General features: G+C 69.7%; 14 protein-coding genes. 6 read left to right on the forward strand and 8 right to left on the reverse strand.

Going from position 1 to position 10,414, the window contains the following annotated elements; all coding sequences use genetic code 11:
- Positions 1-150: 150 nt before the first annotated feature.
- Complete coding sequence (locus ACK4SE_RS12815) at positions 151-504, forward strand: endonuclease domain-containing protein (RefSeq protein ID WP_409693354.1); 354 nt, start codon at positions 151-153, stop codon at positions 502-504.
- A 146-nt stretch (positions 505-650) separates the two neighbouring features.
- Positions 651-1,454 (forward strand): hypothetical protein, encoded by an 804-nt coding sequence (locus ACK4SE_RS12820; RefSeq protein WP_409693357.1) that lies wholly within the window; start codon positions 651-653, stop codon positions 1,452-1,454.
- Here the strand turns inward: ACK4SE_RS12820 and ACK4SE_RS12825 are convergent.
- The 4 genes from ACK4SE_RS12825 to ACK4SE_RS12840 are packed head-to-tail and all read right to left on the reverse strand — an operon-like array spanning position 1,399 to position 4,367.
- Positions 1,399-2,103 (reverse strand): lysophospholipid acyltransferase family protein, encoded by a 705-nt coding sequence (locus tag ACK4SE_RS12825; RefSeq protein ID WP_409693360.1) that lies wholly within the window; start codon positions 2,101-2,103, stop codon positions 1,399-1,401. The two genes, ACK4SE_RS12820 and ACK4SE_RS12825, sit on opposite strands and share 56 nt — an antisense overlap.
- Positions 2,104-2,107: 4 nt before the next feature.
- On the reverse strand, positions 2,108-2,749 hold the full coding sequence (locus ACK4SE_RS12830; protein WP_409693363.1) for a YdcF family protein: 642 nt from the start codon (positions 2,747-2,749) through the stop codon (positions 2,108-2,110).
- Complete coding sequence (locus tag ACK4SE_RS12835; protein WP_409693366.1) at positions 2,746-3,657, reverse strand: cell division protein FtsX; 912 nt, start codon at positions 3,655-3,657, stop codon at positions 2,746-2,748. The genes ACK4SE_RS12830 and ACK4SE_RS12835 overlap by 4 nt, the downstream gene beginning before the upstream one ends.
- Positions 3,654-4,367: a cell division ATP-binding protein FtsE gene (locus tag ACK4SE_RS12840; protein ID WP_409693369.1), complete on the reverse strand. Its 714-nt coding sequence runs from the start codon at positions 4,365-4,367 to the stop codon at positions 3,654-3,656. Before ACK4SE_RS12840 ends, ACK4SE_RS12835 begins: the two co-directional genes overlap by 4 nt.
- A gap of 73 nt (positions 4,368-4,440) precedes the next feature.
- Between ACK4SE_RS12840 and ACK4SE_RS12845 the strand changes: the two genes are divergently transcribed.
- From ACK4SE_RS12845 to ACK4SE_RS12855, 3 genes are read left to right on the forward strand one after another with little or no spacing between them, the layout of a single operon-like run.
- The gene (locus ACK4SE_RS12845; RefSeq protein WP_409693372.1) at positions 4,441-5,310 is read left to right on the forward strand and encodes an MJ0042-type zinc finger domain-containing protein; all 870 of its coding nucleotides are present in this window, start codon (positions 4,441-4,443) and stop codon (positions 5,308-5,310) included.
- On the forward strand, positions 5,303-5,833 hold the full coding sequence (locus tag ACK4SE_RS12850) for a phosphoribosyltransferase (RefSeq protein ID WP_409693375.1): 531 nt from the start codon (positions 5,303-5,305) through the stop codon (positions 5,831-5,833). Before ACK4SE_RS12845 ends, ACK4SE_RS12850 begins: the two co-directional genes overlap by 8 nt.
- A gap of 56 nt (positions 5,834-5,889) precedes the next feature.
- Entirely contained in the window at positions 5,890-6,264 is a 375-nt protein-coding gene (locus tag ACK4SE_RS12855) for a hypothetical protein (protein ID WP_409693378.1), read from the forward strand.
- A gap of 203 nt (positions 6,265-6,467) precedes the next feature.
- Here the strand turns inward: ACK4SE_RS12855 and ACK4SE_RS12860 are convergent, their stop codons facing one another.
- Positions 6,468-6,764 carry a hypothetical protein gene (locus tag ACK4SE_RS12860; RefSeq protein WP_409693381.1) on the reverse strand — a complete coding sequence of 99 codons (297 nt, stop codon included), beginning with the start codon at positions 6,762-6,764 and terminating at the stop codon, positions 6,468-6,470.
- Between the two features lie 118 nt (positions 6,765-6,882).
- On the opposite strand from ACK4SE_RS12860, the gene ACK4SE_RS12865 reads away from it, so the two are divergent.
- On the forward strand, positions 6,883-7,476 hold the full coding sequence (locus tag ACK4SE_RS12865) for a sce7726 family protein (RefSeq protein WP_409693384.1): 594 nt from the start codon (positions 6,883-6,885) through the stop codon (positions 7,474-7,476).
- On the opposite strand, the gene ACK4SE_RS12870 is transcribed toward ACK4SE_RS12865, so the two are convergent.
- The 3 genes from ACK4SE_RS12870 to ACK4SE_RS12880 are packed head-to-tail and all read right to left on the reverse strand — an operon-like array spanning position 7,433 to position 10,247.
- Entirely contained in the window at positions 7,433-8,518 is a 1,086-nt protein-coding gene (locus ACK4SE_RS12870) for a beta family protein (protein ID WP_409693387.1), read from the reverse strand. The two genes, ACK4SE_RS12865 and ACK4SE_RS12870, sit on opposite strands and share 44 nt — an antisense overlap.
- The gene (locus ACK4SE_RS12875; protein ID WP_409693390.1) at positions 8,509-9,789 is read right to left on the reverse strand and encodes an XRE family transcriptional regulator; all 1,281 of its coding nucleotides are present in this window, start codon (positions 9,787-9,789) and stop codon (positions 8,509-8,511) included. Before ACK4SE_RS12875 ends, ACK4SE_RS12870 begins: the two co-directional genes overlap by 10 nt.
- Positions 9,786-10,247 carry a DUF6932 family protein gene (locus ACK4SE_RS12880; protein WP_409693393.1) on the reverse strand — a complete coding sequence of 154 codons (462 nt, stop codon included), beginning with the start codon at positions 10,245-10,247 and terminating at the stop codon, positions 9,786-9,788. Before ACK4SE_RS12880 ends, ACK4SE_RS12875 begins: the two co-directional genes overlap by 4 nt.
- Positions 10,248-10,414: the final 167 nt, after the last annotated feature.

Consider the following 10,414-nt stretch of genomic DNA (forward strand, 5'->3'; position numbering starts at 1 on the left):
TGAACGGCCGGCGGGAGGGCTCCATCGCCGATCCGGCGCACCCTCAACGCCGCCACCCCGGCCCCAGCCCCCTCCACCATGCTGCGCATGGTCCCCCTCCCCCGATGGGGGAGGATTGACGGCGCCGCCCGCGTTTCGAATAGTGGCGTTATGTATGCGCCGAAGATCACCATTCAGCGGGCGCGGGCCCTGCGGCGCAAGATGACCCTGCCGGAGGTGCTGTTGTGGCGCGCGCTGCGCAAGCGGCGGCTGGGCGAGACGCGGTTCCGGCGCCAGCATCCGGTGGGGCCGTTCATTCTGGACTTCTATTGCGAGGCCACGCGGCTGGCGGTCGAGGTCGACGGCGCGGGCCACGAAGATCCCGACCAGATGCGCCATGACGCCCGGCGCACAGAGTGGCTGACCCTGCGCGGCATCGAGGTCCTGCGCATCCCGGCGACGGCGGTGCTGACCAACCTCGACGGCGTGCTGGCGGGCCTGAACGCCAGGGTGAGCAGCCGCTAGATCCTCCCCCATCGGGGGAGGATTAATCCCCGCATTTCCCCGACCCAATCCCTTGCCCCGCCCCGGTTCCGCGCCGGAACACCCCGAGTTACGCCGCCGTCTTTCGCCCGCCCGTAAACTACCGCCTCCAACCACGGAGACGGATCATGGACGACCACAGCCACGCCGGACTCGATGCCGGCGACAGCGCGCGCGGCGGCTATCGCCGGGCGTCGGACGAGACCTGGGCGCGGGCCCGGCGGGACTATGAGGCGGGCCATACGGGCGTGGAGGTCTGCGCCCGCCATGACCTGCGGCCCTCGACCCTGCGCGACCGCGCCCGGGCCGAGGGCTGGCGCCGCATCGACGCGCCGACGCCGGACCATGGGCCCGAGCCGGTGGATCTGCACTCGGACGAGGCCCTGGAGCTGCCCGACTATGAGGAGATGGCCCTTGTGGCCCTGGTCCGCGTCAACCGCGCGCTCAAGGCCGGCCGCGCCGCCGAGGCGGGGTCGTGGATGCGCCTGCACGAAAAGCTGACGGCGCTCGCCGCCCTCCCGGACCCCGAACAGACGCCGCCGCCACCGCCGCAGAGCGCCTGGGCCGACGACCACAATCTCGAGGCCCGTCAGGCCGCCATCAACGCCCGGTTCGCCGAGATGGCCGCCGAACAGGAAGCCCGCGCCGCCCGGAATTCGGACAATTCGTACAATTCGTACACTGTTTTTTCCGGCCCACCTGTCCCCTCTCCCCTTGAGGGAGAGGGCGGCTCCGCGCACGGATGCGTCAGCATCCGTCCGTGCGCGGAGGGTGAGGGGGCAAGCGGTTCAGAACGACCACAGGCGGAGATGCGGACACATACCCCTCATCCGACCGCCTCCGGCGGCCACCTTCTCCCTCAAGGGGAGAAGGAAATTAGCCCAGCAACCCCACCGACGCCGTCTCGATCTCCGCCTCCAGCCGCGCCATGAACTCGGCGCGCTTCAGGCCGGCGGGCAGGGGGGGCAGGAAGGCGAAGGTGACCACCCCGGGGCGGTAGAGGAAGCCCTTGGCGGGCCAGCAGCGCCCGGAGTCCGTGGCCATCAGGTGGCACGGGGCGTCCAGGTCGCGATAGATGGCCGCCACCCCGGGCTTGTAGTCGCCGGGCTCTCCGGGAAGGGTCCGCGTGCCCTCGGGAAAGATCAGGATCTGGCGCTGTTCGGTCAGGCGCACCCGGGCCTGACGCACCATGTCCTTCAGCGCCTTTGCGTGGGCCGCGCGGTCCACGGCGATCATCTTCGTCTTCCAGGCGAACCAGCCGATGAAGGGCAGGGGCGTCAGCTCCTTCTTCAGCACGAAGCAGGGGTCGTCCAGAAAGGTGAACGGGGCCACGATGTCCAGCATACCCTGATGCTTGACGGCCAGCAGGGCGGCGCCCGTGGGGCGGTGCTCCAGCCCGGTCACCACCACCTTGATCCCGGCCAGCCAGCGCAGGCCGAACAGCACCGTGCGGGCCCAGGCCTTGATCACCCCCATGGCGTAGCGGTGGGGCATCAGCAGGGCGGGCGACAGCAGCACCGCGAACAGCGGCATGGACAGCCACAGCCACAGGCTGAACAGGGCGGAGCGCAGTATAATCAAGGGCTTATGCCGCCTCTGGCGCGGCGTCGGGTGCGGCGTTGGTGTCGCCCTCCGGCGCGTTGCGGCCGGTCAGGCCCAGCACTGTCTCACGCGCCAGAACCACCAGATACTTGTTGTATTCCAGCGCCATACGCCGGGCGTCGGGGGTCGAGCGCCACCACCGCTCGGTGTCCAGCGACGGGGTGCTGACCGCATAGGCCGTCAGGGCCACCTCGGGGGCCATGCCCCGGATCTCCAGCAGGCTGCGCGGCATGTGGTAGTCCGAGGTCACCACGATCAGGCTGTCGAAACCCTTGGCCCGGGCCCAGGCGGCGATCTCCTGGGCGTTGCCCATGGTGTTCTCGGCGTCGAAGCCCAGGTCCACGCAGCAGTCGAACAGGGCGCCGGAGCCGGGCGTCAGGGCCCGCAGTTCCTGGCGCCGCACCTCGCGGTTGACGCCCGAGACCAGCAGGCGGTCGGCCTTGCCCTGGTCCAGCAGGCGCACCGCCGTATTGACCCGCGCCGCCGACGGGCCGGTCAGGGCGACGATGCCGTCGGCCGGGGCCGGCTCCGGCGCGGGCGTGATCGCGCGCACCCGGTCCGCGAAGGCGAACAGGCCCACGACCCACAGCACGGCCAGGATCACGACGACGCTGAGAAACCTCATTTCATGCTCCTGTCCCCGGCGGAGACGCTCCTTGGCGGATTCGCCCAGGCCGTGTCCAGAGCCCGCCGGGCGGCCAGCCAGGCGGCCACGAGGGCCACGCTAGCCGCTAGCGCCGGGGAAAGCGAGATCAGGGCCAGGTCGCCCCAGACCAGCGGCAGGGCCGGGCTCAGCCCGCCGTCGCCCCCGGCCAGCCGGGCGATGGCCAAAACGGCGGCGGCCGCTGCGCCCCCAGCCGCGCCCGCCCGCGCCGCCAGCCAGCCGAAGCGCCGCTGGAACAGCCAGGCGATCTGGCCCTCGCTGGCCCCCGACAGGCTCAGGGTCTCGATCTCGCGTCGCCGCGCCGCCAGCCCGGCCCGGGTGGCGTAGGCGATGGCCGCCCCGGCCGCCAGCGCGGTCAGGGCGAAGGCCGCCAGCGCCAGCCCGGTCAGGGCCATGGCCGAGCGCTCCACCTCGCCGCGCCACAGGGAGTGATCGTCCACCGAGGCGTCCAGCCCGGCCTCCGCCAGGGCCTCGCCCAGCGTCTGCGCGGAGGCGGGCGCCTCGGGCGACAGGCGCACGGTGACCAGATGGGGCAGGGGCAGGTCCTCCAGCACGGCCTCGCCCATCCACGGCCGCAGCAGGGCCTCGGCCGCCTCCCGGTCGAGGGCCTGGGCCTCCTCGACGCCGGCCACCCCGGCCAGGGTCTCGGCGGCGCGGGCCGCGGCGGCGTCGCCGGTCTCGTCCACCCGGGGCCGCACCTGCACCGTGGCCTCGGCCCGCAGCCGCCCGCTCCAGCCGTGCGCCGCCCGGTCCGCCGCCAGGGCGCTGACCGCCGCCAGGCAGGCGATGAAGCACAGCACCGCGATCACCGCCCCCAGCCAGCCCTCCCCGCCGGGGTCCTTCGGCAACAGGTCGGGCCGCCGGCTCATGCCTGCGCTCCGTGGATGCGGCCGTGCTCGAGCCGCAACACGCCGGCGCCCGAGCGCGCGGCCAGGGCCTCGTCGTGGCTGGCGATCAGCACCGTGGCCCCCATGTGGTTCAGGCCCTGGAACAGCTTGAGCAGGCGCGCCGCCATGGCCGCGTCCACATTGCCCGTGGGCTCGTCGGCCAGGATCAGGTCCGGCTTACCGATCACCGCCCGGGCGATGGCCAGCCGCTGCTTCTCGCCGCCCGACAGGGTCTCCGGCAGGTCGCCCATGCGTCCGCCCAGCCCGACCCAGCGGAGCATCTCCTCCACGTCGGGCCCGTAGTCCTCGGCCCGGTTCCCGGCCAGCCGCAGGGGCAGGGCCGCATTGTCGAAGACGCTGAGGTGATCCATCAGCCGGAAGTCCTGGAACACCACCCCGATGCGCCGCCGCAAGCGGGGCGCGTCGGGGCGGCGAATCAGCGCGGCGTCCTCGCCGAACAGCCGCATCCGCCCCGCCGTCGGCCGCGCCGCCAGGTGCAGCAGCCTCAGCAGGGACGATTTGCCCGCCCCCGACGGTCCGGTAAGGAAGTGGAAAGAGCCGCGCGGCAATATGAGGTCGATGCCCCGAAGCACGCGGGCGCCTTGCCCATAGCCGAATTCCACGCCCTGAAGCCGGGCGGTCTCGGTGAAGTCGGGCACGGGCTGGGCGGCGCGTCGGGGCGGAAACGGCATGAAAGTCTGAGCGGGTTCGGATGGCCCGGGGGCGATCCATCGGGAGGGGGCGAAACGCCTCACATTGACGGCCATGATACTGACCTGTCCCGAGTGCGCCACCAGCTATTTCGTGCCAGACGACAGTCTGGGCCCGAACGGACGGCGCGTGCGCTGCCAGTCGTGCGCCCATACCTGGCGCGCGACCCCCCATGATGAACCGCTCGAGCTGACCGCCAAGGCCGTGGAGGCCGAGCCCGCGGCCTTCGGCAAGCGCGACGATCTGGCCGAGGCCCCGGCGCCGGAGCTGCCCAGGGCGTTCCGGGCGCGGGCCGAGCAGCAACGGCGCATGCGCCGCGCCGCCGCCGTGGGCGGGGTCTGGGCCGGGCTGGGCGTTCTGTTCCTGGGCCTGATGGGCGCGGCCTGGCTGTTCCGCGTCGAGGTGGTTGAGATGTATCCCCGCACCGCCGCCGCCTACGCCGCCGTGGGCGCGCCGGTGAACCCGGTGGGGCTGGAGTTCGCCTCGGTGCGCGCCCGACCCGCTCCCAACGATCACGGCCAGGTGCTGGTCTCCGGCGCCCTGAGAAACGTCAGGAAACATGCGGTCGCCCCGCCGGTGGTGCGCATCGCCCTGCTGGACGCCGAGGGCCGCGAGATCGGGCACCAGATGCTGACCGTGCCCGGCCCGGCCATTGAGCCCGGCGCGGTGCTGGGCTTCGCCACCCTGGCCCCGGACCCGCAGGCCCGGGTAGCCGACATCGGCGTCGCCTTCGACCTGAGCGCCCGGCCCCAGCCCGCCCCCACGCCCGCTCCGGACGCCGGGCCCCCGCCCAACGCCTCTGTGCAGTTCCGGCCCGAGCCGGTGCTGCGCGGAGCCATCGGGCTGGAGCGCCCGGAGGACGCCATCGAGGCCTCCCCCCTCGACAGCCCCCGTGACGAGGCGCTATCCGCCTCGCATGGCTGACCCCGCAACGCCCGCCGTCCTGCTGCCCGAAGATCAGGTAGCCGCCCATGTGGCGGACCTGGCGGCGCGCATCGCTCCGGTCATCGACGATGAGACCATCGCCGTGTGCCTGCTGACCGGCGGCCTGTGGTTCGCCGCCGACCTGACCCGGGCCCTCGCCCGCCTGGGCCGCCACGTGCGCTTCGACGCCCTGTGGCTGGCCTCGTACGGCGACGGCCAGGCCAGCAAGGGTCAGGTCGAGGTGCGCGCGCCGTGCCAGCGTCCCATGGACGGGGCCCGGGTGCTGATCCTGGACGACGTGTTCGACACCGGCCTGTCCCTGGCCGAGGCCGTGCGCATCATGCGCGAGGCGGGCGCCGCCGAGGTGCTGACCTGCGTCTTCGCCCGCAAGCCCTGGCCCGAGCCCCGCGCCCTGACCCCCGACTTCGTGGGGTGGGAGGCGCCCAGCCGCTACCTTGTGGGCTATGGGCTGGACGCAGGCGGACGCCTGCGCGGCCTGCCCGACATCTGCGCCCTGGACTAGGGAGCCGGACCCGGCACGGCGCGTTCATCCCCTGACGCCACAAGGAGTTCCGCCTCATGTCCCGCCCCCTGAGCCGCCTGATCGCCCCCGTCGCCGCCCTGGCCCTTCTGGCGGCCTGTCAGCAGGCCGAGGAGCCCATCTCTCCCTCCGCCGGAGAGACTCCGGCCGCGCCTGCGCCGACCCCCGAGCCCACACCGCCGGCCTCGCCGCCCACGCCCGGGCTCCTGCCCGGGACCGAGATCGGAAGCTGCGCCGGGGAGCGGGGACAGGCGGCGGCCCAGGCGCTGGTCGACCGCTGCATCCAGGTCAGCCCGGCCACCCGTCCGCCCTGCAACACAGCCAACCCCTGCGCCATGATCCAGGCCGAGATCGACCGCAGCTGCGCCCTGTGGGAGGACGACGACAACGTCCCGGCCGCGTGCGCGGCCTGAGCCGTTTCCGGTTCCGGGCCCGAAAAAAACAGGGTCCGAATTGTCCGAATTGTCCGAAATCGGCCCGGACCGTCCGGAAAACAGTGTCCGAATTGTCCGAATTGTCCGAATCGCCCCCCACAGCCTGATGCCCGCCGCGCCATTATAGGGGCGTGGGAGGCAGGGGGATTAAATCGTTCCGACGCCGCCGCCTTCAGGGGCCGTCAGTGAGCCGGATGGCGTGGCCTCCAGAAACGCGAGGCTGCGGAACAGCTCGTAGAAGAACAGGGTCTCGGGCAGGCGGTTGCGCTGGAGATGGAAGGCCCAGCCGGATCCAGATCCAGATCGAACTGCACCGCCGCCATGCGCGCGCTGGTCCGGTCCTCATGGAACAGGGCCTGCACCCGGGCGATGCGCGGATCCAGCGGCCGCGCGTGCACCCCCGAGTGGGCGAAGGCCGGCCGCAGGTCGGCGCTCGTGGGCGGCTCCTGGCTGTGGTCGATGGTCGTATAGTCCCGCATGGCCCCCTCGCCGCCGCCCTGACCCGATGTTCCACCCGCCCGCCGCCTGGGCAAGGGGACGGGAGATGACGGGCGGGTGTCGATTGCGTCGGCACCGGTCCTCCGGCATGAGATTGTCATGGGAGCTCGATTGAAGGATGCGGATTTGCGGGCGGCGGCGCTGGGACGCTTGCTGGCGCATGCGGCGAGCGCTCCGGACACCTTGGTCGTGAACGAACTCGGTCTCGCCCACGGTGCATCGCGCGTCGACATCGCGGTGATCAACGGTCACATCCGGGGCGTTGAGATTAAGGCGGAAGCCGACAGTCTTGAGCGGCTGCCCCGCCAAGTAGAGGCCTATGGCCGCGTCGTCGATCGGGCGACCTTGATCGCCGACGAACGTCATCTCCCGGCGGCGCTCTCGCTGGTTCCTGACTGGTGGGGGGTCATCTCCGCCCGCCGCGCGGCCAACGGTGCCGTCGTCTTTCGCCGGCTGCGCGTGGAACGGGCCAACCGGGCGACCGATCCCATGACCGTTGCGAGACTGCTGTGGCGCAACGAGGTCTGCGCCATCCTGCAGCGGCAGGATTGCGACCCGCGCCTTCTGCGCGCTCCACGAGCGGCCCTCTATGCGGAACTGGTGTCCCGCTATCCGAAGACGAAGCTGGCCGACCTAGTGCGCGCGACCCTCAAGGCCCGTGGAAACTGGCGAGATCGTCCACGACCCGCGTGATGTGGTGGTTCGTTCCGACCCAGCGCCATGTAGACAGGTTGCCGGTCTTTTCGGTCTTGGCATGGCAGCCTCGGATGTAGTCGCTACCGGCCGAAAACCCCGACGGTGCCATGTGCCCGGAATTAATGACCGTGCCGCACTGTCCCCGATATTGCTCGAAGCCGTTGTCGCGGACATTGTTGCCCTTGGTGATGAACCAGCCATCCGTGACGGTGTAGCGGATGGTCGCCGAAGGCTTCAGGAGTCGCATGTCGCCCCCGGGGATGTCGGCCGAGGCGATCGCATAGTCGCCGAACGCGAGGGGGCGAAACCCCTTAGGGAGGCTTCCCGTGACCGCCTTGTAGAGCTTCCACTCCTGTCGGGGCAGAGTCTGGCTCGCCAGTTTCACCTCACCCATCGAGGCGGGGAACGAGGTGCCGATCAAGACGAGGCTTCTCGCCTCGACGAAGGTTGGGCTGGACTGCAGGAGGGTGGTCACGAGCACAGCGAGATCGGCGAGGGGTTCAAAGTTTTTCGCTGCCAAATCCACAATGAGATCGGTTTCGGAGAGGCCGACGCCAAGGGATCCCACAAGGGTCATCAAGGCAGCGGAAAAGGCGGCATCGGCGATCTCATCGAGACTCACCCGGACGGCGACGCCCTGCCCATCGACAGCCATGGCGGATGCGAGCGCATTGTAGTGCGCCAAATCGCGTTCCAACCCCGTCACCGGGATAACGACGCCGTCCCGCGCGCGAACGGCGTCGAGCAGGTAGGTCAGGGGGTGGACCCCTCCGACCATGCGTTCGGTCGGCTTGAGCAAGCTCGTGTCGAGAAAAGCCAGACGCGAGCCCCATTTCTTCTCCAGCCGGGAGGCGAAGGGCGCCAACTGCCCGTCGATCGTCTTCCTGAACTTGTGCTGTTCGAAATCCCATTCGGGCGGGGTCACCTCGATCAGAGGAACCACGTGGTCCTTGGTGGCAGTGTCGAGACGCAGCAGGGCTTGGTATTCGCCCTGCCGCCATTTGAGGACTGGCACATAGGTGCTGGCTTTCAGTCCCATCCCAGATCCTCCCGTGCTGCCTGTCGACGAACCTCTCCGGTTCCGACCAACCCTCGAAGGAGGGTGTAGTCGTTTGCCTCGCGCCGGATACGACCGGCGATGATCGCCGGATGAATGCCGAGCCGGGCGGCGTCGGTCGCGACGGCCTTCTCGGTGCGCGTGAACCGTGAGACGCACAGCCGCCATCGGCTGTCGGGGATCAACGCCTCCTGGGCGAACCGGTCCGCCTCTTCCTCTACAGGCGACGGATCATGGGCGTCGGTGTCATCGAAGATCGCGTGATAGCCGTCCGCCCGGATGTGCAGGGCGAGATGGCCGATCTCGTGAAGCAAGGTGAACCAAAAATTGTCGAGACGGTCGTAGCGGAGCGTCAGGGCGGCGATGGCGATGTTCGACGAACTGCGTAGCGCGGCGCCGTCGAGCAAGGTTCCAGGCAGGTGGGGCTCGATGGCAAGGGCTACGCCTGCGTCGAAGAGATAGCGCCTGGCGCGTGAAACGCCGTCGTCGAGCCGGCTCAGGCGGACCAGACCCTCGAGCCATCCCGAGGTGACCACCTCAGGATCGAAGGCCGAAACAGGCTTGTTCCGCTCCGCCAAGATGCAGACCCGGGCCTCCCAAGCAGCGAGCGCCGCGAACTGTGGGTTGGAGCGACTCCGGAACGACCGCCGGTGCAGCGCCATCGGCTTCCATGCGTACGCGGCCTCGCGGAAAAAAGCGGGGACGAGCGTCTCGGCAGCCTTTCGGGCTTCGGACGCCGTGCCTGAAAAGTCGCCGAAATAGCCCCGTTTGAACATCTCCGTGACCGGATAGGCGGACACCGAGGAAGCTGGGCCCTCTGCGGGCGGCGAGGTTCGGAGTTGAGCGCTCTCGCGAACGGAAATGTCGAGGGCGGCTGCCACTTCGGAGAGCCGTTCAAGGCTGGCGGAACGATAGCGCTCCGCCTCATAGCGTTGAACCTGCTGCTCAGCGATGCCGAGGAACGTGCCGAGATCCTTTTGGCTCATGCGCCGCGCGATGCGCGCCCGGATCAGAATGTCCGGGAGGTCGTGCAGCCCATCGGCCTCGAAGGACGTGACTGCACCCGACTGGAGTGCATCGTAGTCTTCGATCTCGGCTTCGAGGTCGGATATTTGGCTCTCCAGACCGTCCGTCTGAGCCTTGCGAAGCATAGGGTGAACCCCGGCTTCCGGGGTCTCGAGGCGTGCCAGATCGGTCTGGAGACGAGCGAGGGCCGCGCGGGCGGACCGGTATTGTCTGTCGTTCGTGATCACAGGGTCGCTCCTTTCTGCGCGTCGAGGGAGATGCGGATGATCCCCTTGGGTTGGTCGGTGAATTTCTCGGTCTGGAAGAAGCCGAGCAGGCCGGGGGAATGGGGAAGCTCAACGGCGAACATCTCCCCGAAATATTTCGCCTTCTGGGCGGCCCGCTTGTCCTTGAAGTCGAGCAGCACCGGATCGAGCCGCATCGGATCGACGCCTCTCAGATCCCAGCATCCGTCAAAGTCGCCAGGATGGGGCTTCGCGGTGATGAAGCTGCCGTCCAGAAAGACGGTCTTGCAACCCGCTCGGCTAAGCGCGTCGACAACACGGGCGAAGCCACCGAACAGCCAAGTCCGATGTGGCGTCGTCGCGAACCGAACGGACACTTCGGCCAGAGTGGCGTCGTGAATGCCCGGAGGCAGGACCGGCCAGGGCGCGGGCGCGCCAAGATCGACGAACTCAGGTATCATAACAACACAATTATATTGTTGTGTTAGAAAGTCAAGTAGCGCGCTTACTTACCGCCGTGGGCGAGTTGAAGAGGCTGGTCATCGCCCCGGAGGTGGCGTCACGACTGCCCTCTCGGCGTCACTTCTTCGGCGGTGTTCCGACGCCCGCTACTGGCGCTCTCCTCCCC

Origin of the sequence: Brevundimonas sp. (assembly GCF_046293315.1) — a bacterium.
GTDB lineage: Bacteria > Pseudomonadota > Alphaproteobacteria > Caulobacterales > Caulobacteraceae > Brevundimonas.